At 56.0% G+C, this 26467-nt stretch carries 26 protein-coding genes and 1 other annotated feature; of the genes, 23 read left to right on the forward strand and 3 right to left on the reverse strand.

Annotation, left to right across the window (positions count from 1 at the left end; translation table 11 throughout):
* Positions 1-61: 61 nt before the first annotated feature.
* From ilvB to KI811_RS13710, 6 genes are all read left to right on the forward strand, one after another.
* Positions 62-1762 carry a biosynthetic-type acetolactate synthase large subunit gene (gene ilvB / locus KI811_RS13685; RefSeq protein ID WP_214187038.1) on the forward strand — a complete coding sequence of 567 codons (1701 nt, stop codon included), beginning with the start codon at positions 62-64 and terminating at the stop codon, positions 1760-1762.
* Between the two features lie 57 nt (positions 1763-1819).
* Entirely contained in the window at positions 1820-2311 is a 492-nt protein-coding gene (gene ilvN / locus KI811_RS13690; protein ID WP_214187039.1) for an acetolactate synthase small subunit, read from the forward strand.
* A 66-nt stretch (positions 2312-2377) separates the two neighbouring features.
* Positions 2378-3394, forward strand: coding sequence for a ketol-acid reductoisomerase (gene ilvC / locus KI811_RS13695; RefSeq protein WP_214187040.1), 1017 nt, complete (start codon positions 2378-2380; stop codon positions 3392-3394).
* Between the two features lie 150 nt (positions 3395-3544).
* Positions 3545-4201 (forward strand): phosphatidylserine decarboxylase family protein, encoded by a 657-nt coding sequence (locus KI811_RS13700; protein ID WP_214187041.1) that lies wholly within the window; start codon positions 3545-3547, stop codon positions 4199-4201.
* Positions 4198-4977, forward strand: coding sequence for a CDP-diacylglycerol--serine O-phosphatidyltransferase (pssA, locus tag KI811_RS13705; protein WP_214187042.1), 780 nt, complete (start codon positions 4198-4200; stop codon positions 4975-4977). Before KI811_RS13700 ends, pssA begins: the two co-directional genes overlap by 4 nt.
* Positions 4978-5114: 137 nt before the next feature.
* Positions 5115-5369: a binding site (T-box leader), on the forward strand.
* 101 nt (positions 5370-5470) lie between these two features.
* Entirely contained in the window at positions 5471-7009 is a 1539-nt protein-coding gene (locus KI811_RS13710) for a 2-isopropylmalate synthase (RefSeq protein WP_214187043.1), read from the forward strand.
* Positions 7010-7138: 129 nt separating this feature from the next.
* Here KI811_RS13710 and KI811_RS13715 read toward each other — a convergent pair whose 3' ends face one another.
* Together KI811_RS13715 and KI811_RS13720 are read right to left on the reverse strand one after the other, a co-directional pair.
* Positions 7139-7339, reverse strand: coding sequence for a cold-shock protein (locus KI811_RS13715; RefSeq protein ID WP_004512101.1), 201 nt, complete (start codon positions 7337-7339; stop codon positions 7139-7141).
* Positions 7340-7546: 207 nt separating this feature from the next.
* Complete coding sequence (locus tag KI811_RS13720; RefSeq protein WP_214187044.1) at positions 7547-8575, reverse strand: LOG family protein; 1029 nt, start codon at positions 8573-8575, stop codon at positions 7547-7549.
* Positions 8576-8733: 158 nt separating this feature from the next.
* Here KI811_RS13720 and KI811_RS13725 point away from each other — a divergent pair, with 158 nt between their 5' ends.
* The 6 genes from KI811_RS13725 to KI811_RS13750 all read left to right on the forward strand — a co-directional run bounded on the left by KI811_RS13725 (position 8734) and on the right by KI811_RS13750 (position 15169).
* Entirely contained in the window at positions 8734-10017 is a 1284-nt protein-coding gene (locus KI811_RS13725) for a 3-isopropylmalate dehydratase large subunit (protein WP_214187045.1), read from the forward strand.
* Positions 10018-10092: 75 nt separating this feature from the next.
* Complete coding sequence (locus KI811_RS13730; RefSeq protein WP_214187046.1) at positions 10093-10620, forward strand: 3-isopropylmalate dehydratase small subunit; 528 nt, start codon at positions 10093-10095, stop codon at positions 10618-10620.
* A gap of 162 nt (positions 10621-10782) precedes the next feature.
* On the forward strand, positions 10783-12300 hold the full coding sequence (locus KI811_RS13735) for a hypothetical protein (protein WP_214187047.1): 1518 nt from the start codon (positions 10783-10785) through the stop codon (positions 12298-12300).
* Positions 12297-13073 (forward strand): MlaE family ABC transporter permease, encoded by a 777-nt coding sequence (locus KI811_RS13740; protein ID WP_214187048.1) that lies wholly within the window; start codon positions 12297-12299, stop codon positions 13071-13073. The genes KI811_RS13735 and KI811_RS13740 overlap by 4 nt, the downstream gene beginning before the upstream one ends.
* Before the next feature lie 90 nt (positions 13074-13163).
* A complete protein-coding gene (locus KI811_RS13745) occupies positions 13164-14207 on the forward strand; it encodes an MlaD family protein (protein ID WP_214187049.1) in 1044 nt (347 codons plus the stop codon).
* A 92-nt stretch (positions 14208-14299) separates the two neighbouring features.
* Complete coding sequence (locus tag KI811_RS13750) at positions 14300-15169, forward strand: carotenoid biosynthesis protein (RefSeq protein WP_214187050.1); 870 nt, start codon at positions 14300-14302, stop codon at positions 15167-15169.
* Positions 15170-15190: 21 nt separating this feature from the next.
* On the opposite strand, the gene KI811_RS13755 is transcribed toward KI811_RS13750, so the two are convergent.
* Positions 15191-15949 (reverse strand): phosphorylase family protein, encoded by a 759-nt coding sequence (locus KI811_RS13755; protein ID WP_214187051.1) that lies wholly within the window; start codon positions 15947-15949, stop codon positions 15191-15193.
* 246 nt (positions 15950-16195) lie between these two features.
* Between KI811_RS13755 and kdsB the strand changes: the two genes are divergently transcribed.
* The 11 genes from kdsB (at position 16196) to hprK (ending at position 26466) form a co-directional block, all read left to right on the forward strand.
* Positions 16196-16960 carry a 3-deoxy-manno-octulosonate cytidylyltransferase gene (gene kdsB, locus KI811_RS13760; RefSeq protein WP_214187052.1) on the forward strand — a complete coding sequence of 255 codons (765 nt, stop codon included), beginning with the start codon at positions 16196-16198 and terminating at the stop codon, positions 16958-16960.
* An 81-nt stretch (positions 16961-17041) separates the two neighbouring features.
* Entirely contained in the window at positions 17042-18658 is a 1617-nt protein-coding gene (gene pyrG / locus KI811_RS13765; RefSeq protein WP_214187053.1) for a CTP synthase, read from the forward strand.
* A gap of 27 nt (positions 18659-18685) precedes the next feature.
* Positions 18686-19504 (forward strand): 3-deoxy-8-phosphooctulonate synthase, encoded by an 819-nt coding sequence (kdsA, locus tag KI811_RS13770; RefSeq protein ID WP_214187054.1) that lies wholly within the window; start codon positions 18686-18688, stop codon positions 19502-19504.
* Between the two features lie 72 nt (positions 19505-19576).
* Positions 19577-20542: a KpsF/GutQ family sugar-phosphate isomerase gene (locus tag KI811_RS13775; RefSeq protein WP_214187055.1), complete on the forward strand. Its 966-nt coding sequence runs from the start codon at positions 19577-19579 to the stop codon at positions 20540-20542.
* Positions 20542-21057, forward strand: a complete 516-nt coding sequence (locus tag KI811_RS13780) for a KdsC family phosphatase (RefSeq protein ID WP_214187056.1) — start codon at positions 20542-20544, stop codon at positions 21055-21057. Before KI811_RS13775 ends, KI811_RS13780 begins: the two co-directional genes overlap by 1 nt.
* A 355-nt stretch (positions 21058-21412) precedes the next feature.
* On the forward strand, positions 21413-21988 hold the full coding sequence (lptC, locus tag KI811_RS13785) for an LPS export ABC transporter periplasmic protein LptC (protein WP_214187057.1): 576 nt from the start codon (positions 21413-21415) through the stop codon (positions 21986-21988).
* A 1-nt stretch (position 21989) separates the two neighbouring features.
* Positions 21990-22496 carry a lipopolysaccharide transport periplasmic protein LptA gene (lptA, locus tag KI811_RS13790; RefSeq protein WP_214187058.1) on the forward strand — a complete coding sequence of 169 codons (507 nt, stop codon included), beginning with the start codon at positions 21990-21992 and terminating at the stop codon, positions 22494-22496.
* Entirely contained in the window at positions 22477-23217 is a 741-nt protein-coding gene (gene lptB, locus KI811_RS13795) for an LPS export ABC transporter ATP-binding protein (RefSeq protein WP_214187059.1), read from the forward strand. Before lptA ends, lptB begins: the two co-directional genes overlap by 20 nt.
* 94 nt (positions 23218-23311) lie before the next feature.
* Positions 23312-24760: an RNA polymerase factor sigma-54 gene (rpoN, locus tag KI811_RS13800; protein ID WP_214187060.1), complete on the forward strand. Its 1449-nt coding sequence runs from the start codon at positions 23312-23314 to the stop codon at positions 24758-24760.
* Positions 24761-24879: 119 nt separating this feature from the next.
* On the forward strand, positions 24880-25425 hold the full coding sequence (gene hpf / locus KI811_RS13805; RefSeq protein ID WP_214187061.1) for a ribosome hibernation-promoting factor, HPF/YfiA family: 546 nt from the start codon (positions 24880-24882) through the stop codon (positions 25423-25425).
* An 81-nt stretch (positions 25426-25506) separates the two neighbouring features.
* Positions 25507-26466, forward strand: a complete 960-nt coding sequence (gene hprK / locus KI811_RS13810) for an HPr(Ser) kinase/phosphatase (RefSeq protein WP_214187062.1) — start codon at positions 25507-25509, stop codon at positions 26464-26466.
* Position 26467: the final 1 nt, after the last annotated feature.

Here is a 26467-nt window from a genome sequence, read left to right on the forward strand (position 1 = left end):
ACAATCGTTCCCGCAGACCAGATCGCTCCATTATCTGATTTCCCTCTTGGGAGGTTTTTTTATGAAAATGACAGGTGCACGAATCCTCCTTGAATGCCTCAAGCGTGAAGGGGTGGATACCGTTTTCGGCTACCCCGGTGGCACGGTGATCAATCTCTACGACGAGCTTTTCAGCTTCAAGGATATCCGCCATATCCTTCCTCGCCACGAACAGGCAGGTGTCCATGCGGCCGACGGCTTTGCCCGGGCCACCGGCAGGGTCGGTGTCGCCATCGCTACCTCCGGCCCCGGCGCCACCAACACGGTTACCGGCATTGCCACCGCCTACATGGACTCCATCCCCCTTGTGGTGATAACGGGCCAGGTGCCGACGGCTCTCATCGGCAACGACGCGTTCCAAGAGGTGGACATCATCGGCATTACCCGCCCCTGCACCAAGCACAACTTTCTCGTGAAAGATGTGAAGGACATCGCCACCATCATCAAGAAAGCCTTTTACATTGCCCGCACTGGGCGTCCAGGGCCGGTTCTCGTGGACCTGCCGAAGGATGTGCAGATCGCTACGGCCGAGTTTGAGTATCCCGAATCCATTGAGCTTCGCAGCTACAAACCGACCGTGGAGGGGCACCCGAAACAGGTAGAGAAGGCTGTGTCCATGCTTCTCGCGGCGAAGAAACCGGTTATCTACGTGGGAGGGGGCGCCATTTCCGGCGATGCCGCCGGTGAACTCACTGCCCTGGCCACCAGGCTTCACATCCCGGTCACCACAACCCTTATGGGACTCGGCTCCTTCCCCGAGGACGACCCCCTCTCCCTCAAGCTTCTCGGGATGCATGGCACCTATTTCGCCAACATGGCGGTGACTAACTGCGACCTGCTGGTTGCCGTGGGGGCGCGCTTCGACGACCGGGTGACCGGCAAGATCGCCACCTTCGCTCCCCATGCCAAGATCATCCACATGGACGTGGATCCAACATCCATTCGGAAGAACGTCCGTGTGGATCTCCCAATAGTCGGTCAGGTCAAGGAAGTGCTTGGTCGCATGCTCAAGTCCCTTGATGAGAGTGGTGACAAAGTGGCGGCATTCCATGCGGCGATTGAGCCGTGGCTTGCGGAAATCGAGGGGTGGAAGCAGAAGCATCCGATGACCTACAAGCAGACATCCTCGGTGATCAAGCCCCAGTTCGTGATCCAGAAACTCCGTGAGCTTTCGGCTCCCGATGCCATTGTGGCCACCGACGTGGGACAGCACCAGATGTGGACTGCCCAGTTTTTCGGTTTCCGCGAGCCCCGTACGCTCCTGTCGTCCGGCGGGCTCGGGACCATGGGGTTCGGATTGCCGGCGGCCATGGGGGCCCAGGCAGCCTTTCCGAACCGCCAGGTCATTGCTGTTTGCGGCGACGGCGGTTTCCAGATGAACCTCCAGGAGATGGCAACGCTGGTCCAGAATCGACTCCCCGTGAAGATTGTCATACTCAACAACAACTTCCTCGGCATGGTGCGCCAGTGGCAGGAACTCTTCTTCGACAAGCGCTATTCACAGACCTGCATGGAGCTTCCCATCGATTTCATCAAGCTTGCCGAGGCGTTCGGGGCAAAGGGGTTCCAGGCGACAAAATCCGACGAGGTGGAAGCTACCATCAAGAAGGCCTTCGAGACGCCGGGACCGGTTATCATGGAATTCAAGATCGCCCGGGAGGAGAAGGTTCTCCCCATGGTTCCTGCCGGGGCGTCGCTCAATGAAATGGTGCTCAATGCCTGATTGGTGCGGTTGCGCGCCAGGGATTCCGATCTTGCCTGCTCTTCAGGAGGTTTTTTCATGAGACATACAATCACCGTTCTGGTGGAAAACGAATTTGGTGTGTTATCTCGCGTTGCCGGCCTCTTTTCCGGCCGCGGCTTCAATATCGACTCTCTCTCGGTGGCTCCCACGAACGATGAGACCATCTCCCGGATGACCATTGTGACTCGCGGGGACGATCAGATTCTTGAGCAGATATCGAAGCAGCTCAACAAGCTCGTCGATGTCATCAAGGTAATCGACTTTACCGAGGGGGAGGTTATCGAGCGGGAGATGGCTCTTGTCAAGGTTACCGCCGAGGATGCCGCCCGGGCCGAAGTCCTCAGGATTGCCGATATTTTCCGGGCTAAGATTATCGACGTAACCCCCAAGTCGTTTACCGTCGAGGCGACCGGGACTCCGGAAAAAATCGACGCCATTTTGGAACTCCTCCGTCCCCTGGGGCTCAAGGAGTTGGTCAGGACCGGGCCGGTGGCCATAGGTCGCGGTGCAAAGGCGTTGAAGGGCTAGCAGACATTTTATTCTTGTCTGGCAATACAACGTAATAATTGATTCACTACACTCGAGGAGGAAAGAATGAAGATTTACTATGACAAAGACTGCAATATGGGGGTACTCAAGGGGAAAAAAGTAGCCATCATCGGCTACGGCTCCCAGGGACATGCCCATGCCAATAACCTGAAGGATTCGGGCATTGACGTTGTGGTGGGGCTCCGTGCGGATTCCGCGTCGGTCAAGAAGGCCACCGAGGCCGGCCTGACCGTGCTCCCCACTTCTGAAGCGGTTAAAATCGCCGACGTGGTGATGATTCTCCTCCCTGATGAAACCCAGGGGGATATCTACCGGGAAGAGATCGGCCCGTTCCTCAAGCAGGGCGCCTATCTCGCCTTCAGCCACGGTTTCAATATCCACTTCGGCCAGATCGTGCCGCGTCCTGATGTGAACGTCATCATGATCGCTCCCAAGGGGCCGGGGCATCTGGTTCGCCATGAGTACACCAAGGGTGGCGGCGTGCCGAGCCTTATCGCTATCCACCACGACCCGGCCGGCAATTCCCGTGATGTGGCCCTTGCCTACGCCTCGGCCAACGGTGGCGGCCGCGCCGGTATCATCGAGACTTCGTTTAAGGAAGAGACCGAGACCGACCTCTTTGGTGAGCAGGCTGTACTGTGCGGCGGCATCTCTGCTCTGATCCAGGCCGGTTTTGAGACGCTGGTCGAAGCGGGTTATGCGCCGGAGATGGCTTACTTCGAGTGCCTCCACGAGACGAAGCTCATTGTTGACCTGATCTACGAAGGCGGTATCGCTAACATGCGCTACTCCATTTCCAATACTGCCGAGTATGGCGATCTCACCCGCGGGCCGCGGGTTGTTACCGGTGAGACCAAGAAGGAGATGAAGAAGATTCTTGAAGAGATCCAGACTGGCCAATTCGCCAAGGAATGGATGCTGGAGAACAAGGCCAACAAGCCGGTATTCACCGCCCTGCGCCGCAAAGGCGCCGAGCACCAGATCGAGGAGGTCGGTGCGCGTCTCCGTTCCATGATGTCGTGGATCGGCGCCTCCAAGATCGTCGATAAAGCGAAGAACTAAGCAGAAACCGCAGCAGAGACAGGGAGGCCGGGTACGGGAGAGGGTAGGAGCACCCAAACCGCATCCGGCCTCTTTTGTGGTTTGCGTGAAATTGATGTCGTCACAGTCGGTGGTTTGGTTTATGATTGTCAAAAAATCTGAGGTCCTTTGATGCGCAACACAAATACCCCCATAGCAGCGGAGGGATACCCCTTTATCGTCGGTGCCGCGTTCATTACCGTGGTGCTGGCTGCCCTTGGTTCAAAAATACCCGCGTTATTGTTCCTGGCGTTGCTTTTTGGTGCTTTGACCCTCTTTATCGTTTTTTTCTTTCGCAACCCCGAGCGAACCACCTCTGCAGACGAAAACGCGGTGATTGCCCCGGCTGACGGCGTCGTCATCTACCTTGGACCTTCCCGCGAGGAGCACCTTGGTGAGGAAATGACCAAAATCAGTATCTTCATGTCGGTTTTCAACGTCCACGTGAACCGTGTGCCAATAACCGGGAAGGTTTTGGACACCTTCTACATCAAGGGCAAATTCCTTGATGTCCGAGACGAGCGGGCAACGTTTGAGAACGAGCAGTCGGGGCTCATCATTGAAACGGTTAAAGGGATGAAGATGGTCGTTGTCCAGGTGGCTGGCCTCATCGCACGCCGTATTGTCTGCTACGCAGCCAAGGGAGATCAACTTGTTCGCGGCAGGCGTTACGGTTTGATACGCTTCGGTTCCCGCCTCGACGTTTATTTGCCACGCGAAACTGTAGTACGCGTCAGGATGGGCGACAAGACCGTTGCGGGCGAAACTATCCTAGGGTTACTGCCATGAACGGTGAAAAAATCGACATGAGCGAGAGCATGCGGAAGGGGATTTATATCCTTCCGAATCTCTTTACCACGGGAAGCCTGTTTGCCGGCTTTTACGGTATGGTCGCCACCATGAACGGCGATTTCAAGACCGCCGCGCTCTGGATTCTTATCTCCTCCATCTTTGATGGCCTTGACGGCAAGGTTGCGCGGCTTACTGGCACCTCCAGCAAGTTCGGGGTCGAATACGACTCGCTCGCGGATGTGGTATCCTTCTGTGTCGCTCCGGCACTCCTCACATACAAGTGGGCGCTCCAACCCTTTGGCCGTTTGGGGTGGCTTGCGGCGTTTCTCTTTGTCGCCTGCGGGGCGCTCAGGTTGGCCCGCTTCAACGTTCAGGTCAACACGGTGGAGAGCAAGCGTTTCGTGGGACTGCCGACCCCTGCAGCTGCGAGCATGGTGTCGGCCATGGTGCTCCTTTTCTATCACTTCGGCTGGCCCAGTTCCTACAAGAAACTGGCGATACTGATCCTCATTTATCTTCTCGCTTTTCTCATGGTGTCCAACTTCCGGTACTACTCCTTCAAAGATCCTGAGTTGATCAAACGCCAGCCCTTTGCCTTTCTCGTGCTTGCGGTGCTTCTCCTGGTGGTTATTGCGGCAGAACCGATCGTCATGCTCTTTCTAATTTTCATCTGCTACACGTTTTCGGGTATTGTTGGTTTCTTGATGACCTGGCCACGACGGCGCAGACTCGAGAAGGCGATCCATAACAAACACACCAAGGAAGAGCCATGAGCTATCCAAGGATCTGTGTGAAGCGGGCTTGAATTTGGTTAGGACAAACAAGATTTGAAGCTTTGGAACCTTGCGAAATCCATGTGGAATTGTCTTGACACGCTGTCTCGTTGTTTTCTATTATCACAGAACAAATCGTAAAGGCAGAGAAGAGGAGTAGTAGTCCTCATCCTTATTGTGCAGTTTCCAGAGAGCCGGTGGGTGGTGCGAACCGGTATAAGGACGGATGAACTCGCCTCGGAGCTGCTCCGGTGAACGCGGACATTACCTGTGTCCCCTAGCCGGAGACGTCGCCCGCGTGAAGGGGAAAATGAGGTCCGCTTCAGTGAGGGTTTTACTCATTGGGGAGGATAAAAAGGGTGGTACCACGGAGCAAAGTCTTCGTCCCTTGTCTGGGCGAAGGCTTTTTTTATTTTGGGCTCAAGTGAACACTGACGGCCTTGATCAACCCGTCGGTGGTATGAGACATCCATCACGCAAAGGGAGGTAGACCATGGCGGAACTGAAGACCATCAAGATTTTTGATACAACGCTTCGCGACGGCGAGCAGTCGCCGGGCAACAGCATGAACATTGAGGAGAAACTGCGGGTTGCCAAGCAGCTTCTGAAGCTGAACGTAGATGTCATCGAAGCGGGATTTCCCATCGCTTCCGAGGGGGATTTCGAGGCGGTCAAACGGGTTGCCCAGACCATCAAGGGACCGGAGATCGCTGGCCTTTGCCGCTCCAGCGACAAGGATATAGACCGAGCCTGGGAGGCTCTCAAGTATGCAGGGGAAAAGGGGCGTATCCACACCTTCCTCGCCACCTCCGAGATTCACATGAAGTATAAATTGAAAATGACCCGTGAGCAGGTCCTTGAGAACGCGGTCAAGGCGGTGAAGCGGGCAAAATCCTACACGCCCAATGTGGAGTTCTCCTGTGAAGATGCAGTCCGTACCGACTTGGCTTTCCTGGCGCAAGTGGTAGAAGCGGTGATCGGCGCCGGAGCCACAACGGTGAATATCCCGGATACTGTCGGCTATACGATTCCCTTTGAGTACTTTAATATTATCCGCCACCTTAAGGAGAACGTATCGAATATCGAAAAGGCAGTCATTTCGGTTCATTGTCACAATGACCTTGGGCTTTCCGTGGCAAACTCCATTGCAGCCGTTCAGGCAGGGGCAGGGCAGGTGGAGTGCACCATCAACGGCATTGGGGAGCGGGCGGGGAACTGCTCCCTCGAAGAGTTCGTCATGGCCGTCAAAACCCGCCACGACATCCTCCCCTTCAGGACAAACGTCGCCCATGAGCAGATCGTTCCTGCCAGCCGGCTCCTCTCGACCATTACCGGCATCGGAGTCCAGCCCAACAAGGCGATTGTCGGGGCCAACGCCTTTGCCCATGAGTCGGGTATTCATCAGCATGGCGTCCTCATGGAGAAATCGACCTACGAAATCATGACCCCGGAATCAATCGGGCTCAAGACGAACGTTTTGGTGCTCGGCAAGCATTCGGGGCGTCACGCCTTCAAGAAGCGGCTTGCGGAACTTGGGTACGAGCTTTCCGATGAAGACCTGAACCGCGCCTTTGAGCGTTTCAAGGCCTTGGCTGATCTGAAGAAAGAAGTTTTCGACGAAGATCTTGACGCATTGGTTGCGGACGAAGTGATGCGTCCGGCGGAGAAATTCCGGCTCTCCCATATCACGGTCACGTGCGGTTCCTTTGCGGTCGCTACTTCGACGGTGCAAATGGAGATTGACGGTACGGCGGTGCGAACTGCCGAGCTGGGGGATGGACCAGTTGATGCGACCCTCAAGGCAATCAAGAAGCTGACCAAGACCAAGGCGAAGCTTCAGCAGTATAATGTCGGATCAATTACTGGCGGAACCGATGCCCAGGGCGAAGTGACAGTGCGGGTGACAGATGGCAACGAAACGGTTGTGGGGCGAGGTTCTTCCACAGACATAATTGAGGCGTCGGCAAAGGCTTACATCAATGCGCTCAATCGACTCCACGCAAAAATAGAGCGAATCCACGAAAGTCTGTGATCTGGTGTCGGTGAGAGACTTCGGTTGCTCTCGCTGACAGTTGAGATTTCAATAGAGGCGCTCATTTGAAAAAACGAAACCCCGCTGAATTGTTCAGCGGGGTTTCGTGTCTGTTAGGGGATGAGTCGATTAAGCTTTTTTTACGTTGGCTGCCTGGAGTCCCTTGGGACCGGTGACCACATCGAAGGTGACAGCTTCGCCTTCCGCAAGGGTCTTGAACCCGTCGGACTGGATGGCTGAGAAGTGGACAAAAACGTCCTCCCCGTTTTCCTGCTCAATGAAGCCGAAACCTTTGGCGTCGTTGAACCACTTAACCTTGCCCTGTGCCATTTTCCTACCTCCTTTTTTGGTGCCTCCGGATCATTGCCGGAACTTCGTGGGATGTTGCTAAAGTTTCCGGAGTCTTGGGGCAGGAAAACCGCAAAGCATGCGCGTCTTTGTTCTGGTTTTCATTTGCTGCGTAAAGCTTCCGAAACTTGCTACGCTAAAAAATTAACAGCGTATAATTACGTTGTCAAGGGTTTTTCCCTTCCGTATTTAGAACATATTGAGCTTTCGGATAAAGGCGATGAGGAGGCCGTAATGCTGGTGATTGAACTGCAGGGAGATGCGGGGCAGTTTCAGCAGGTTGGGTTCATCGGCCTCTTCAGGGAGAGGAGCGCAGGGGAGAATGCGGGTCTCCGGCAATCGTAATTCGGGAAACTCGTTTTCCAGTTCCTCAATCTGTTCGGAGGTCAGTTCCTTGTTGAGTCGGATGATGAGCCTTGTTTCGAAGAATCGGAGCGAATGGTAATTGCGGTAGAAATCCTCGATGACACGGATTGCTTCATCTTCATCGCGGGTTATGGTGAAAATGGAGAAGTCTTCGGCAGAGATGAACCCTTTCCCAAGGATGCAATTCTTCACGAAGTCGAACCAGCGATCCCAATAGCCGGTGTTATCGTCAATGAGCACTAGGGGTTTTGGCGAGGTTTTTCCGGTCTGGATGAGGGTGAATACCTCCATTGCCTCGTCAAGAGTGCCGAACCCGCCAGGAAAAACGGCAAGGGCGTTCGATTCCTTAACAAAGGCCACCTTCCGGTTAAAGAAGTACTTATAGTTGATGAGCCGGGGGTTTTTGAGCATGACGGGATTGGGCTGTTGTTCAAAGGGAAGACGGATGTTTACGGCAAAGGAGTGCTCGCTGCCGGCGCCTTCGTTTCCAGCCTGCATGATCCCCGGTCCACCACCGGTGATGATCATGAAACCTTTCTCTGCAAGTTTACGGCTGAAACGGACACAAGTCTGATAGATAGATTCCTGGGGTTCCGTGCGCGCCGAACCGAAAATGGTAATCTTCCGTTTCTCCCGGTAGGGGGCAAAAACGTTGGTGGTGTAACGCATCTCCTTCATGGTGTTGTTGAGAAGTTTCAGGTCTGCCAGATAATCGCACTCCTGGCCGGACTTGAGGGCGGAAATGATCATCTCCCGGATCATCGCCGGATGATGGATGGCATCGACCTTCTCCATGAGGGTGTCGATCAGTTTGTCGATTTCGCCGTTTGTGCGAGAAAAATTTAATTCCATTACCGGTGAACTCCCGCTGAAAAATTTCTGCATAATAGCACGCCATAATCGTCCAAGCAAATGTTAAGCCGGACCGAACAAATATTACGTTGATTTATCAGGGGGGTTTGTTTACATTTGCCCCCATACTTTCATCACACTGCGAAAGGGTAGTTCACATGGGTAAGACCACAGCGGAAAAGATTTTTGCAAGTCACTTGGTCGATGAGCCGTTTTCCGGCACCAAGGTGCTCCGGCTCGACGTGGTGATGTGCCACGAAATTACCACTCCCATAGCCATTGCCGACCTGATGGCGCGGGGTAAAGACCGGGTTTTTGACCCCACGAAGATCAAGGCGGTGATTGACCACGTCACGCCGAGCAAGGACTCGAAGACCGCCACCCAGGCGAAAATGCTGCGCGACTGGGCACGGCGGCACGCCATCCAGGACTTCTTTGATGTGGGGCACAACGGCGTGTGTCACGCACTTTTCCCGGAGAAGGGGTACATCCGCCCCGGTTACACGGTCATCATGGGTGATTCCCATACCTGCACCCATGGCGCCTTCGGTGCCTTTGCCGCCGGTGTCGGCACTACCGACCTGGAGGTCGGTATTCTCAAAGGGGTCTGCGCTTTCCGTGAGCCCAAGAGCATTCGGATCAACCTGAACGGCACCCTTCCCAAGGGCGTTTATGCAAAGGATGTCATCCTCTACGTCATCGGCCAACTCGGCGTTAACGGCGCCACCGACCGGGTCATGGAGTTCCGGGGACCGGTGGTGGACGCCATGACCATGGAGTCGCGGATGACCCTCTGCAACATGGCCATCGAGGCGGGAGGCACCTCCGGCATCTGCATGCCCGACATGGTGACGGTGGAATACCTCTGGCCGTTCATTGAGAACGAGTACCCGTCCAAAGAGGCTGCCCTCGCCGAGTTCAGCATATGGCGCTCCGACGACGATGCCGTCTACGAGCGGGTGCTTGATTTTGACGTTTCGGCACTTGAACCGATCGTTACCTTCGGCTACAAGCCCGATCAGGTGAAGCCGATCAGCGAAATTGCCGGTTCTCCCGTTGATCAAGTCTATCTGGGTTCCTGCACTAACGGTCGCCTTGAAGATCTGCGGATTGCTGCCCGGATTCTCAAAGGGAAAAAGATCGCCCCGTCGGTACGGGGGATTCTCTCCCCAGCCACGCCGAAGATTTACAAGGACGCCATGGCCGAGGGACTTATCGACATTTTCATGGAGGCGGGTTTCTGCGTCACGAATCCCACCTGCGGCGCCTGCCTCGGCATGAGCAACGGCGTCCTGGCTGAAGGGGAGGTCTGTGCATCCACCACGAACCGCAACTTCATGGGGCGGATGGGGAAGGGGGGGATGGTCCACCTCATGTCCCCGGCCACGAGCGCCGCAACGGCCATCGAAGGGGCGATCGCCGATCCCAGGAAGTACCTGTAATCCCGCTAATGGATGAGACAGTAGCCCTTGTGGATGCTGGCCACCCATGACCGACTTTTTCAAGGAGAATGCACCATGAAACAATTTGGCGGCCCCGTACTCTATCTCGACCGCGCCGATATCAATACCGATGAGATCATCCCGGCCAAGTACCTGACCGAAATCACGAAGGAAGATCTGAAACCCTATATTCTTGAGGACTTGAAGCTGCCGGGTTTCGATCCGAAGGGTGAGAAGACCAGGTCCGCACGGGTCATCGTGTCCCGGGCAAACTTTGGGTGTGGCTCCTCCCGGGAGCATGCACCCTGGGTTTTCGAGGTCAACGGCATCACCGCCGTTATCGCGGAGTCCTTTGCCCGGATTTTCCGACAGAACATGTTCAACTGCGGCATGGCAGCCATCGAGTTGCCGAAGGAGAAGATCGATCTCCTCTTTTCCTTTGACAACTGCCCTGACACCGCCATCGGCATCGATGTTGAAAAGCAGACCCTGACCATTTCGGGAGGAGGAAGGAAGGAGATAATTACCTTCGATGTTTCACCTTTCGACAAGGCGCTCGTCCTCGCAGGCGGGTGGGTCGACTATGCCGACCAGAAATACTGAGCAATAGATCTACCCCCGTGAACATTTCCGAGAGGCCTGCGTCATACGTGGGCCTCTTTCTCTATGAACGGGCGCAAGGGGGGATTTTTTGTTGACTCACCCCGGTTCATGAGAGTATGTAATCAGTCTGTACATTTTTTTGACACGGTGGAATTCCCCTCCATGCGTCTTCGCATCCTGTTTATCTTCTGTGTTCTCGCGACGCTCCTGGCTGCGCCCCCCGACGCGTCGGCAGGGGGTGAGGCGGAGCAGGGAACGATAGTGACCCTCTGGCCGTTCTTCGACTATCGGGAGAGTCCCGGCAACGGCTTCAGTAATCTTTCGATTCTGGGTCCCTTGATCAAGGTCCAGCAGCAGGGGGAAGAAAGAACAACTGCGGTCCGTCCCTTTGTCTACCGCACCGTCGATGAACGGGAGCAGAGCGCAACAACGAGCTATCTCTATCCGCTCGCCTCGTCGCGGGAAGCTCCGGACGTGTCGACCTTTCAGGTGTTGCAGCTCTTCCAGGTTAATACGTTTCGCAAGGATGAGCCGGACAAGGTGAAGAGCGATTCCATGCTCTTTCCGTTCTATATTCGCGGCAAATCGGAAACCTATGGGCCGTATACCTCGGTATTTCCGTTTTACGGAACGCTTTATGAGCGATTATGGCGGGACGAGATCCACTACACCCTCTTCCCGCTATACAGTCGCACGGTCAAGAAGGGGACCACGACGCGAAACTACCTCTATCCGTTTTTCTCGACCACCTCAGGGGTGGGGGAGAGCGGATTCCAGTTCTGGCCCCTATACGGCAGCGCCGCCAAGGAGGGGAGCTACGAGCGTCGCTTCGTCCTCTGGCCCTTCTACTTTCAAGAGCGGAAGGGGCTCGACACGGACAACCCAACGGAGCGGCTCACCGTTTTCCCTCTTTATTCGGCTACCGAGTCCCCCCGGCTCTCTTCCCGCACCTATCTCTGGCCTTTTATGGGATGGACCAGCGACCGGGAGGCGAAGCAGGAGGAACGACGTTACCTTTGGCCCCTGGTCATGACTGCCACGGGCGAAAAGCGGGACGTAAAGCGCTATCTTCCCTTCTACGCCGAGGAACGGAGCAAGGAAACCCTCAAACGGTGGTATCTCTGGCCCCTCTATCGGCACGACGAGCTTGCGTCGGACACCTATTGCCGAGATCGCGACCGTATTCTTTTTTTCCTGTATTCGGACTTGCGGGAGCAATGGCCCGTGGACCACGCAGAACGGCGGCGGACAACATTCTGGCCCCTCTTTGTCTTCAATCGTGATACTCATGGGGTGAAGCAGTTCAGCTTTCCGGCACTTATGGAGCCCATTTTGCCTCAGGAAGGGATCGAGCAGAGCTGGGCTCCCCTCTGGCGGGTCTATATCCAGAGGTGGAGCGATTCCGGTGATTCCACCGTATCGTTTCTCTGGAACCTTTACTGGCACGAGCGGAGGGGAGACGATCTGGCTTATGAATTGTTTCCGCTCGTTTCGTACCGCTCGGAAGGCGCACGGGCCGACGTCTCCGTGCTGAAGGGACTCATTCGGTTACGACAACATCAAGGGGTGAAGACCCTGAGCCTCTTCTGGCTTCCCTTCGGCATAACCTGGGATGCAAGTGGAAAGGCTGCGGCTGGACAGGAGAGCACTATGACGAACAGTGCGAGGCTTGAACCGTGACAGGCGTGTTCGAGCGCGTAGGGAAACGGGTGATTGCGTTTAACGAAATCGTGGGAGAGATGGTCATGCTCCTCTGCCAGACCGTCTGGTTTTTTCGTGAGGCGCCGCGCAACATCCTGAGCATCTTTACCCAGATGTCGATCATCGGTTACGAAACGCTGCCGATGGCTTCAGTCATGGCATTCTTCGTGGGGATGGTCCTGGCGCTCCAGACCGGGGCCGAGCTTCAGAAGTACGGTACCCAGAACATCATCGGCGGCATTGTGGGACTCTCCATGGTTCGGGAACTGGGGCCGGTCATGACGAGCTTCCTCGTGGCCGGGCGGGCCGGATCAGCCATGGCGGCCGAGATCGGGGTCATGAAGGTCTATGAGGAAATCGACGCACTCAAGACCCTCGATATCAACCCCGTGCGCTACCTTGCCATGCCACGGCTCATCGCCTGTCTCATCTGTGTTCCGGCGCTGGTCATTTACGCCGATTTCGTGGGGATTCTGGGGGGGGCGCTCCTGAGTCACCTGCATCCGAAGATTTTCATTTCCTATTCAACCTATTACGACAGCCTCAATACGGCGCTCAAGTTGAAGGAGGTTGGTGCCGGGCTTCTCAAGGCCACGGTGTTTGGCTGCATCATCGGGGTGGTGTCGTGTTACACCGGTTTCAAGACTACCGGAGGGGCCCGGGGAATAGCCCAGTCCACCACCAGGGCTGTGGTTCTCTCATTTATGCTGATTCTGGTGGCTGACTATTTTCTGACAAGGATTCTGCTCTAAGCAATCGATTTCAATCGGGGAATTACACGATGTGCGAGAATGGTGTGCAATGCGGCCGCCCAGGCCGGTGCGGAGGGGGCGCGGGGTATTATGTCAATTGAAAAAAAGGTCGGATTTTTCTTTATAGCCGGACTTGTGCTCCTGGGGGTAATGCTGGAGCTTGGGGAGAAATGGAATCCCTTTCAAAAGGCCATTCCGTACAAAACCTACCTTTCAAGCACCACAGGTCTCAAATTGGGCGATCCGGTCCGGTTGGCAGGAGTGGAGGTCGGAAAGATCACAAAGATCGCCATTGCCGACAGTCGGGTCGAGGTGAATTTCGAAGTGAAGCCCGGGACTGCCATCAAAGCTGATTCAGTGGCCGCTATCCGGCTCACCAACCTCCTCGGTGGACAGTTTCTCGGCCTTTCCTTCGGCTCGCCGGACGCGCCGGTTCTGCCGCCGGGCAGTGCAGTCAAGAGCCGCGAGATTTCCAATATTGATGTCATCGTGGATAACGTGAGCGACCTCACCAAGGACGCAAAAGTCCTGATCAACGACCTGACCGTCAATCAGAAGGAAGTGTTTCAAAAAGTTTCCACGATGCTTGACGAGAACCGGGGTAACCTGCGGGGTGCCATCGAGAACATGAACAGCATCACCGCAAAGATGGACCGGGGGCAGGGGTCGCTGGCGCTGCTCCTGAACGACAAGTCCCTCTACCGTAATACCAACGAGTTGGCGGCGAGCATGAAGAATGTCACTGCAAAGATCGAGAAGGGGGAAGGGAGCCTCGGCAAGTTCGTCAACGACGATGCCTTTTATCGGGATGCCAAGGGGGCTGTGGCGAACCTGAATGATGGTGCCAAGGACATCAAGGAGATAGCCGCCAAGATCAACCGGGGGGAGGGGAGTGTCGGCAAGCTTGTGAACGATGAGAGCCTCTACAATGAGCTCCGGGACGCCTCAAAGAACGTCGGAGAGGTCGCCAAAAAAATCAATAATGGGCAAGGCACTCTCGGCAAGCTCGTGAATGACGATACCCTGTACCGCGACACCACGACAGCCATGAAGAAGCTGGACAAGGCGACCGAGGGGCTGTCCGACACGGGCCCCATTTCAGTCATCGGAAGCATGGTGGGGACGTTGTTCTAGCGCGAATAAAGCGTAGCGGAAAAATCGTGAAGTTCACGGGGACGCGGGGTCGCATGAAGCGGCTTCCGCGTTTCGTTTGTCAGGAGGGATGAATGGAGGATATCTTAAGGATTGCCGTTGGAACCGTTACGATGCGCCCCTATGTATTCGCGTTTTTCGCCGCCTACCTGGTGGCAGCCGTTCCCCATCTGGGGTGGCGTAAGATAGCTCTCTTCACGGTTGTGGGGTACCTCATCGCATTTCTTTCCGAGTATAGTTCCATAACTACCGGCATTCCCTACGGGTGGTACTACTACATCGACGTGACCCGCGACCGGGAACTCTGGATAGCGGGGGTACCCTTTTTCGATTCACTCTCCTATGTCTTTCTCACCTACTGCAGCTATGCCACGGCCATCTTTGTCGTTGCGCCCATCAAAACGTGGCGCTGGGACCTGGTGACGCTGGAGACCCGCTCCCTACGCAACTCCTTTGCCGTTCTCTTCCTGGGCTCCCTTTTCCAGGTCTTTCTCGACATCATTATCGATCCGGTGGCGCTCCAGGGGAGCCGTTGGTTTCTGGGGCAAATTTACGGCTACCGGGAGGTGGGAGCCCACTTCGGGGTCCCCCTTTCCAACTATCTCGGCTGGTGGATCGTGAGTTTCATGCTCGTCTTTGCGCTGCAGCGAATCGACGCTTGGGGCGGCAGCAGTCGCAGCGACCGACCGGCAGGGGTGGCGAATCCGCCCTTGCGCGCCCTCTACGGGCCGATCCTTTATGTCTCGGTCCTTGTCTTCAATCTCAGTGTGACCCTCTGGATCGGCGAGCGCCTCATGGCGCTGACCGGCCTTTTCATCGTCATCCCCGCCATGGCAATATCGGCAGTGACCATTATCCGCCGCACTAACCGATACCGTAAGGAGGAGCTGGCGGAACATCTGAGGGACTTCCCCTGGTCCGTAGCATCAACCCGCAAGGGATAGACGGAGGGACTGCCCCAACCCTTATCTGCGGGCAAGAAACTCTGCGGTTGCCAGAACCCCGTGGGCGAGCCGTTTGCCGGCGATGCGGGAGTTGCGGGCAAGCCTCAGAAGCTGGGGGATGATCCAGGGCTTTCGGGCGATAGTCGCCAGGACTTTCAGGGGGCGGATTGCCATGTCATCGTCGGTGAATTCGTCAAGGGAGAAGGAAAGCTCTTCTTCAGCGTCGTCGCTGATGGCGCGAAGGGCCACGATTGATATCCCGTGACGGTGGGCGGCCTCGGCCACCGCGGCCGTTTCCATGTCGAGAATCGGCGAGGATATTCCGTTCGGGAGTGAATGAGCCAGATCGCCCTTCTTGAGAATCCGGGCGGATGTGATAATTTCGCCCCTGGTGACCCCGTCGCATATCCTGTCGAGCTCCTCGGCCAGTTTTTCGGCCAGTTCCCGGTCGATTCCCCTGCGGAGGACAATCTCCCCCGTACCGGCAAACCAGCTTGTCATGCCCACCGCCAGGTCTCCCACCTTGAGGCCGGGCAAGGCGGCACCACCAAAACCAAAGGATAGGATGGCGACTGGCGAGGCTGCAGCCACGAGTGCATCGGTTGCCGCTGCCGCCCTGTCGATCCCCATCCCTGATTCCACAAGAAAGATGTCATCATTGCCGACCCGCAACCGCCACATGGGGAATCTCCCGCCGTGCAAGCGTGTCGCAGGTCTCGCCAGTCGGAGGAAAGGCCGTATCTCGTCGGGCATTGCCGCAATAAGTCCGATAGTACCCATGGGCGGCACTGTACCAAAGGGAACCCCGTGCGGCAACGCATTTCATCCCTTGACACGTTACAGCCTTTGAGGTAGCGTTATCCGTCCCACCTGCCGAAGGGACACAATCCTAGCAGCAGCAAATCTTTTGCCCCCATCAGGACTATTGTCGGTTGTCTTATTCAGCGCTCAGTGCCGGGCATCATCGATGCGTGGCGTTTATGCGTGCCGTCGTGTTTTGTGTGGGGTGGAGCCGGAACTTTTGTTATGAAAATAACAGCCATTATTCCAGCCAGATACGCCTCGACCCGTTTTCCCGGCAAGGCTCTCGCCGAGATCATTGGCAAGCCAATGGTTCAGCATGTCTACGAGCGGACAGCCAAGGCCGGTCTAGTATCCGAGGTTATTGTCGCCACCGATGACGAGCGGGTTGCCGAAGCCGTTCGTGCCTTCGGAGGCCGGGTGGAAATGACTTCCGCGACCCACGAAACAGGTACCGACCGTCTTGCCGAGGTTGCCGCTCGCATCGATGCAGATATCATTGTGAACGTACAGGGTGATGAACCCCTTATCGAGCCTGCCATGATCGATGAGGCAATTACGCCTCTGGTTACCGACGCATCGATCCGGATGGGGACCCTCAAGAGCCGTATCAAGTCGCTGCACGATTTCCTGAGTCCCAATGTGGTTAAGGTTGTAACCGATCGCGAGGGAGATGCCCTGTACTTCTCCCGTTCGCCGCTCCCCAACTTCCGCGACAAGTGGAACGACCTGAAGGACGAGGCGTTCGTCACGGGACGGCTTTTGTGTTACAAACACGTGGGGCTCTATGTCTATCGACGCGACTTCCTCCTGGCGTTCGCCCGGATGGCGCCCACTCCCCTTGAGCTTGCGGAGAAGCTGGAGCAGTTGAGGGTTTTGGAGAACGGTTTCCGCATAAGGGTGGTGGAAACGTCCTTCGAGTCGATCGGTGTCGATACGCCGAGCGATCTGGATAAGGTCGTCGAAAAGTTGTCGAGATTCCAAATCTGAAGGTTCGTGGGCACGAGGGGACGGCTTCAAGCAGGTAATCCCTCCGATGTCCCTTACCATTGGCTTGTTTTAGGAGCATTCATGAAAACCAAGTTTATCTTTGTGACCGGTGGAGTTGTTTCCTCCATAGGCAAGGGGCTTGCCTCGGCATCCCTCGGCGCTCTCCTGGAGGCCCGGGGCCTGCGGGTTTCCATGCAGAAGCTCGATCCCTACATTAACGTCGATCCCGGTACTATGTCCCCCTTCCAGCATGGTGAGGTTTTCGTTACCGATGATGGCGCCGAAACTGACCTGGACCTCGGCCACTACGAGCGCTATACGTCGGCCCGGCTTTCCAAACGGAGCAACTTCACCACGGGCCAGGTCTACTTTTCGGTCATCGAGAAGGAGCGTCGCGGCGACTATCTGGGAGGGACCGTCCAGGTAATCCCCCACATCACCGATGAGATCAAACATAAGATTCTCGAGAATGCCAAGGGTGCCGATGTAGCCATCGTTGAGGTTGGGGGCACTGTGGGGGACATCGAGTCGCTGCCATTCCTTGAGGCTATCCGCCAGTTCAAGGCCGACCGTGGCGCTGGCAACGTTCTCTATCTCCACGTGACGCTCGTTCCCTACATCAAGACCGCCGGCGAGTTGAAGACCAAGCCGACCCAACACTCAGTCAAGGAGTTGAGGGAAATCGGCATCCAGCCCGATATTCTCATTTGCCGCTGCGAGAAGGACCTGCCCCACGACATGAAGGCGAAGATTGCCCTATTCTGTAACGTGGAGGAAAAGGGGGTCATCACCTCCGCCGATGCCGAGCACATCTACGCAGTCCCCCTCGCTCTGCACAAGCAGGGGCTCGACGACCAGGTTGTTGATAAGCTTAATATCTGGACCAAGGCCCCTGATCTGGCTCCTTGGGAGAGCGTGGTGGAGAAACTCCGCAACCCGCTCAAAGGAGAGGTTCACATTGCCATCGTCGGCAAGTACGTGAACCTCACCGAATCGTACAAGTCCCTTGCCGAGGCCCTGACCCACGGCGGGATTGCTAATGACTGCCGCGTTTTCCTCCGATATCTCGATTCCGAGAAGCTGGAGAGCGAAGGTCTCGGTGGTCTTCTGGACGACGTCGACGCTATTCTCGTGCCGGGCGGGTTCGGAGAACGGGGGACCGAAGGAAAGATCAAGGCCATCGAGCACGCCCGGACCCGGAAGGTTCCGTTTTTCGGCATCTGTCTCGGCATGCAGATGGCGGTCGTTGAGTATGCCCGCAACGTCTGCGGCCTTGACAACGCCTTCTCCAGCGAATTCCGACCCGACTGCGTGAATCCGGTGATTCATCTTATGGAGGAGCAGAAGGGGGTGGAGCGTAAGGGAGGAACCATGCGGCTTGGGGCCTATCCCTGCTCCCTCTCGAAGGGGACCTTCGCCCACCGTGCCTATGGCTCCCTTGACGTCTCCGAGCGGCACCGCCACCGCTACGAATTCAACAACGCCTTCCGGGAGATTCTGGTTTCCAAGGGGCTCGTCATTTCCGGCATCTACAAGGAGGGGGACCTCGTCGAGATCGTCGAGGTGGCTGATCACCCTTGGTTCCTCGGCTGCCAGTTCCATCCGGAGTTCAAGTCCAAACCCCTCAATCCCCATCCGCTCTTCAGGACGTTCATTGCCGCCGCCCTAGAACACCGGGGCAAGAGATCACAGGCTTAGTTCATCTGTCTAGGTACCGAGGTTCCCATGACCCGAGAAATCGCCATTGGCAACGTGAAGATGGGGGGCAGCCGTCCCCTGGTGCTCATCGCCGGTCCCTGCGTTATTGAAAACGAGACGGCGACGCTCCGCTGCGCTGAACGCCTTATGACCATCGTGAACGGGTTGTCGATCCCGCTCATCTTCAAGGCTTCCTATGACAAGGCGAACCGCACCTCGGTCACCGCCTTCCGGGGACCGGGGCTTAAGGAGGGGCTGCGCATCCTCGCCAAGGTCAAGGAGTCTCTGGGCCTTCCGGTCATCTCCGACATCCACTCCATCGAGCAGGTGCAGCCTGCGGCGGAGGTTCTCGACATTCTTCAGATTCCGGCGTTTCTCTGCCGCCAGACCGATCTCCTGGTTGAAGCAGCCCGTACGGGGTGCGTGGTGAACGTGAAGAAGGGTCAATTTCTTGCCCCGTGGGACATGGAGAATGTGGTTGGCAAGATCGTTGCCAGTGGCAACGAGCGGATCATCCTCACGGAGCGCGGTGCCTCCTTCGGCTACAACAACCTGGTGTCCGACATGCGGAGCCTCCCCATCATGCGGCGGTTCGGTTTCCCGGTGGTTTTCGACGCAACCCACAGCGTTCAGCTCCCCGGTGGGCAGGGTGGTTCGTCCGGCGGACAGCGTGAGTTCGTGGAGTATCTTTCCCGTGCCGCGGTGGCAACGGGCATTGACGGGATATTTCTGGAGGTTCACGAGGAGCCGGACAAGGCCCTTTGCGATGGCCCCAACTCTGTCCCCCTTGACGACCTTCCCGTTCTGCTGAAAAAACTCAAGGCTATTGACGCCATAGTAAAATAGGAGTCTGGAGCTGGTGCCCTGGAGTAGGTAAATTACCGGTTTCTGGGCTCGGTCCTCGATCACGGATTTCAGATGATTATCGAAGAAGCACGCAAAGTCATCCGCATTGAGGCGGACGCCCTCATGGCCCTTGCGGATTCCATCAACGGCGAATTTGAACAGGCCGTTCGCCGCATCCTTTCAACCAAGGGGAGGGTGGTGGTGACCGGCATGGGAAAATCGGGCCTTATCGGCCAGAAGATCGCCTCTACCATGGCCTCCACCGGTACTCCCGCCTTCTTTCTCCATCCCGCCGAGGGAATCCACGGCGACCTGGGGATGATCATGAAGGGTGATGTGGTGATCGCCATCTCAAACAGCGGCGAAACCGACGAGGTGGTGCGAATCCTGCCCATCATCAAGCGGCTCGGTGCTTCCCTTATCTCCATGTCCGGCAACCCGAAGTCGTCACTGGCGAAGGCCGGCGACGTATTTCTCGATATATCGGTCAAGGAGGAGGCATGTCCTCTGGGTCTGGCGCCTACCGCTTCCACCACAGCCACCTTGGCCATGGGTGACGCCCTTGCCGTGGCGCTTCTGCTCGAGCGTGGATTCCGTCCCGAGGATTTCGCCCTGTTCCATCCCGGGGGCTCCCTCGGCAAGAAGCTCCTTCTCACGGTGGGGGATCTGATGCACGCGGGTGATGCCGTGCCGATTGTTACGTCCGATACTCCCATGCGGGATGCACTGTTCGTGATCACCTCCAAGGGGCTCGGCGTCACCGGGGTAGTAGACCGAGGCGGGGCGCTTCTGGGGGTGATTACCGACGGCGACCTCCGCCGGGCGCTCAGCAAGGGACTTGCGGTTTTGGAGTTGCCGGCCGGCGAGCTCATGAGCCGCAACCCCAAGCGGATCAGGCGCGGAGAACTTGCTGCCAAAGCCCTTCAACTGATGGAGCAGTACTCCATTACCTCGCTGTTTGTCTTTGAGGGTGACGACGATGCGCAACCGATGGGGGTCATCCATCTGCATGACCTCCTTAAAGCGGGGTTGGCCTGATGGAAGGGCGTCTCAGAAAAATACGGCTTCTTCTCCTTGATGTGGACGGTGTCATGACCGACGGTCGGATTATCTTCGATTCCAATGGAATCGAGAGTAAATTCTTCAACGTTAAGGATGGTCATGGCATCAAAATGGTTCAGAGGGCAGGGATTGAGGTGGGAATCATTTCGGGCCGCGGGTCGGTGGTCGTGTCTAACCGGGCTGCGGAACTGGGGATTTCTCTTGTCTACCAAAAGTCCCTCGACAAACTAACCCCGTACCGGGAGATTCTGGAAAAAACCGGATTTACCGATGATCAGGTTGCCTTCATTGGAGATGATGTCATCGATATCCCGGTGTTGCGCCGAGTCGGCTTTGCAGCGGCTCCGGCCGATGCTGTGGATGATGTTTTTCCTCATGTCCATTTCACCACCCGCAATCGCGGTGGCTGGGGGGCTGTTCGCGAAATCTGTGATCTGCTGCTCAGGGGGCAGGAGAAATGGGATGAAATAACGGCCCGTTATTTTAGTTGATTTTCAGTTTGCTCGCCTAAGGTTCATTCTACCCTTCAACTCCCTCCCGTTGGTTACGCCCCAAACTTGTTGCCTACGAAATTTACATCAGCCCATACGCAAGGTTTCTGTAAATTTCTGTCAAGGCGAATAGCACTTTTCCCGATAAGGTCTGTATATCCAGATGATGATTATGTTCGACTCAGGAAGAGAGAGTTGTGGGACGTCTTTGGGCCATTTACCCCATAACATAACGGTATTTACTCAGTTTGTGGCGAGAGTAATGCAATCTTACAATCTCCGTGCCAAATTTCTTCTTGACATCTAGAATCTCCTTTACAGTGATTGGGCGAGATGGTATACTTCGGCAAAATATATGGTAAAACCCAATAAAATCAGGCATATTCTTGCCTCTGCCATTGTTCTTGCTACTCTCTATATTGCCGTCTCTCTGGCGTTGAAGCTTGGGTCGGGCGGCAAAAAAGAGGAGGGTCTGCCAGCCCTTCCTCGCAATGTGGAGATATCCCTCAGCAAGATTCATTACACTGAAACCAAGGATGGTGTCAGGCAGTGGGATCTCTTTGCAGGCAAGGGTGAATACGACAAGGCGCGGGATGTTACGAGGTTGACAGATGTGCGTCTGGTGCTCCATGAGAGAGGCAAGGAAGGTGAAATCACTCTTGTCTCTGATCGGGCCGATTACTTTAACGCCTCGAAAGTTGTTGTGCTGACCGGCAATGTCGTGGCGAAAAGTGAGGGCGGCATGGAGTTTGTCACTGGGCGGGCATCCTACCAGTCGAAACGCTCTCTCGTGGTGACCGATGACAGGGTCAGGTTTACCGATGGTGGGATGAGCGTCTCAGGCGTGGGAATGGAACTGTCCGTCAAGACGCGTCAAGTGAGGATTTTGAGAGACGTAACCGCGACTGTCGCGCCGGGGAAAAAGGGATAATATGAAACGAATGCTCACGGCGCTGCTTTTCCTCGTGGTTTCACTGGGGACCGCGCATTCCGCACAACTCCCGAAGGGGGCGCGGCAGGGCCAACCCATCACCATTAAATCCAATGAGTTGTCCACGGACAGCAGGAATAATACGGCAACGTTCACCGGCAAAGTCATCGCTCGCCAAGGTGATCTTACCATCTACGCAGATAAGTTGGTTGTCCACTACAAGGCTGATGGTGGCGATCTCGACAGGGTCGAGGCATCGGGCAACGTACGGATCGTCCAGGGAGACCGCCTCGCCACGGCTCGTGAAGGGGTCTACCAGAGTGCCGAGCAGAAGATCGTTCTTACCGGCGACCCCAAGGTTTTTCAAGGTGAGAATACGGTGTCCGGCAAAGTCATCACCTACTTTGTGAACGAAGAGAAAAGCATTGTCACGGGCGGTCCGGACACAAGGGTGGAGGCGGTCATTACGCCAAAGGAAAAGGGGAAGGATGGCGGCCAACAGCGCTGATATGGTTTTGCAGGCGCATGGCCTCCGGAAGGGATTCGGCAAGCGTGTCGTCGTGAATGGGGTTGACCTGCGGGTTGCCACCGGCGAGGTGGTGGGGCTGCTGGGACCGAACGGCGCTGGAAAGACCACCACGTTTTACATGGTTGTGGGACTCTGCCGACCGGATGGGGGGCAGGTCTTTATCGGCGACGAAGAGATTACCGCTCTCCCCATGTATCAGCGTGCGCGCATGGGGATCAGCTATCTCCCTCAAGAACCATCAGTTTTCCGTAAGCTTACGGTGGAAGAAAACATACTGGCCGTGCTGGAGACCATGGATCTCTCAACATCTGAACGGCGTGAGCGAGCCGCGGAGCTTATCGGCGAGTTTAAGATTGGTCATATAGCAAAAAGCAAGGGATACGCCCTCTCCGGTGGGGAGCGTCGGCGGGTCGAGATAGCACGGGCACTGGCCACGGATCCCCTTTTTATTCTTCTCGACGAACCTTTTGCCGGCATCGATCCCATTGCGGTGATTGATATTCAGGGGATCATCACTGAACTGAAGGCGCGGGGAATAGGGATACTGATCTCTGATCACAACGTGAGAGAGACCCTTGGTGTATGCGATAACGCCTACATCATGAGTGCCGGCGAAGTGATAGAGTATGGCGATCCGGTCAAGATTGCCGGAAGCAAGCAGGCCCGGGAGATTTATCTGGGAGAAAAATTCAGACTTTAATCTTTACGGTATCCATGGTGAGCTATGCCTCAGGCGTCACGGGGCGGGCGTTTCTGATCCTGCAGCATGAAACTGTTTCTAGGGTGTTCCAGTTATGGCCATTGAAATGCGTCAACAGATGAAGCTGACCCAGCAACTGGTGATGACTCCCCAGTTGCAACAGGCCATCAAGCTTCTTCAACTCTCACGGCTTGAGCTTCAGGACCTTGTCCGTCAGGAGATGGAGGAGAATCCGGTCCTTGAGGAAACCCTCGAGCTTGAAGAACCCAAAGAGCAGGATCAGTTGGAGCAGTCCGAAAAGGAAGAGACACCTTCCGGTGAGGACAAGGAGTTCCAGGAGGTGAAAGCGGGAGAGGAGACCCTGCGCGAAACCGACTGGGACAGCTATCTAGAAGGTTATAATTTCAGCGCGGGCGAGCAGTATTACGACGACGAAGATCGCCCCTCCTACGAAAATGTTCTTACCCGCAAGGGCACTCTCGGTGACCACCTCATGTGGCAGTTGAGCCTCACCCGGTTTTCCGACGTGGAGACGGCGGTGGGTGCCGAGATTATAGGCAATATCGATGAAGACGGCTATTTCCGTGCCACAGTGGAGGAAATTGCGCGGTCTCAGGGCGTTGACGAAGCCCTTGTCGAGACATGCCTCAAAAAGATTCAGGAATTCGACCCCATGGGGGTTGGTGCGCGGGACCTTAGGGAGTGCCTCCTTATTCAGGTGGAACAGCTTGGCATGGGGGGAAGCGTCGTGGAGGGGATCCTGCGTCACCACCTTCACGATCTTGAAGCCCGCAAATACAAGCAGATTGCCAAGGCTCTCGGGGTCGACATCAACGATGTCCTCATGGGGGCGCGGCTCATTGCCGGGTTCGATCCCAAGCCAGGGCGGATCTATGGCTCCGAGGATGTTCATTACATCTCTGCCGACATTTTTGTGTACAAGATCGGAGAGGACTATGTGGTGGTGCTGAACGACGAGGGACTTCCCAACCTCCGGATCAGCCCCTACTACGCGGGAGAGGCAAAGGCGAGCGGTCAGGTGGATGCCAAGGCCGAGGAATATATCAACGACAAGGTCCGTTCGGCCATGTGGCTCATTAAGAGCATTCACCAGCGCCAGCGGACCATTTACAAGGTGGCAAAGAGCATCGCCAAGTTTCAGCGTGACTTCCTCGACAAGGGTATTGAATATCTCCGACCCCTTGTACTCCGCGATGTTGCCGAGGACATCGGCATGCACGAGTCGACCATTAGTCGCGTCACCACCAACAAGTACATGCAGACCCCCCAGGGGCTCTTCGAGATGAAGTATTTCTTCAACAGTGGCATTTCTACGGGAGAGGGTGATTTCATCGCCTCTGAGAGTGTCAAGAACAAGATCAAGGAAATCGTCGAGGCTGAAGACCCCCGCAAGCCTTACAGCGACCAGCGCATTGCCGATCTTCTGTCGGCTCACAGCATCAACATCGCACGGCGCACGGTCACCAAGTACCGTGAGATGCTGAGAATAGGCTCGTCTTCGGAGCGCAAACGGCATTTCTGAGCCGTTGCGCGCCGAATATTATTTTCTTTCGACGTTTCGGGTTGAAGGTTTGCGTTTTCGTGATTTAAGAGAATCAAGGAGCAGGTGACCCGAAACGCATCTACCGCAAGGAGGAAGCTATGCAAATTACCACAACGTTCAGGCACATGGAGCAGAGCGACGCCCTCAAGGGCTACGCTGCCGAAAAACTGGAAAGGGTTAAGAAATATATTGACGAACCCATTACCGCACAGGTCTTCCTCACCGTGGAGAAAATCCGCCACATGGCCGAGGTGACCCTGACCGCCAAGGGAGTCACCATCAAGGCCGCCGAAGAAACCAACGACATGTATGCTGCCATTGACGCCGTCGTGGACAAGATCGAGCGCCAACTCCGGCGGTACAAGGAGCGGCTTAAGGACCACAAGCCGGCCGTCGACAATCGAGCCCTCGAAGTGCAGAAGACCATCCTCACTGCCGAGAGTATCGACCAGCAGCAAGAGCCGGTTATTGTCCGCAGCAAGACCATAACCATCAAGCCGATGTCCGTCGAGGAGGCAGTTATGCAGATGGATCTCCTCCACAAGGACTTCCTCGTTTTCACCGATTCCACTACCGAAGTCATCAATGTCGTCTACCGTCGCAAGGACGGAAACTACGGTCTCATAGAGCCGTCGCGCAAATAATGAGGGGTGCGCCGCGCCGCTGATGACTCGCGTGCGCGGCGCCCTTCCCCTTTGCCTTGCGGCGTGGAGGGAGATCAGCCGTTGAACACCATCAGCCTCTCAATCGAAGACCTCCTCAATGACACGGAGTACGGTCTCGACCTCTCCCTCATTGCGGGGAGGGGAGGGGTCGGTCATCGTGTGTTCAGCTCCCGCATTCAGAAGCCGGGCTTAGCCCTCACGGGGTACACCGACCACCTCCATCCGGACCGGGTACAGGTGCTCGGGAATACCGAAATATCCTACTTGCGCCAGCTCCACGAGGAACTTGCTACAATTTTTGTCGACAAGTTCTGCGAATACCCTATTTCCTGCATCATCGTTACCAAGGGGCTTGATCCGCCCCAGTTCCTCAAGGATGCGGCCGAACGCGAATCAATCCCCCTTCTGGTGACGCCACTTCAGTCGTCAACCTTTATCTCGCTTATTACAAAGTTTCTTGAGGAGCGGCTTCTCCCCACGACTCATATCCATGGTGTGCTCGTGGACGTTCTCGGCGTGGGTGTTCTGCTGCTGGGGAAAAGCGGCATCGGTAAGAGTGAGTGCGCTCTTGACTTGGTCATACGCGGTCACCGCCTCGTGGCGGACGACGTGGTGTTCGTGAAGAAGAAGATGCCGGCAGCCCTTGTTGGACAGGCGGCCGAGGCAATTCAGTATCACATCGAGATCCGGGGGCTTGGTGTTCTCAACATCAAGAACCTTTTCGGCGTCTCCTCCATCCGGGAGAAGAAAATCATCGAAATGGTGATCGAACTGGTTGAGTGGGACCCTCAGCACGAATACGACCGTCTCGGCCTCGACGACGAAGTATATACCATTCTCGATCTGGAGCTCCCCTACATCAAGATTCCCGTCAGACCCGGACGCAACCTTACCTCCATCATCGAGGTGGCGGCCCGCAACCATCTCCTCAAGGGAATGGGATACCACTCGGCCCGGGAGTTCCAGGAGAAGCTCCTGGCTCGGATGGAAAACCGTCCTCTTGGGGATGAGGTGGAGTAGC

It is taken from the genome of Geobacter hydrogenophilus, from assembly GCF_018501225.1.
GTDB classification, from domain to species: domain Bacteria; phylum Desulfobacterota; class Desulfuromonadia; order Geobacterales; family Geobacteraceae; genus Geobacter; species Geobacter hydrogenophilus.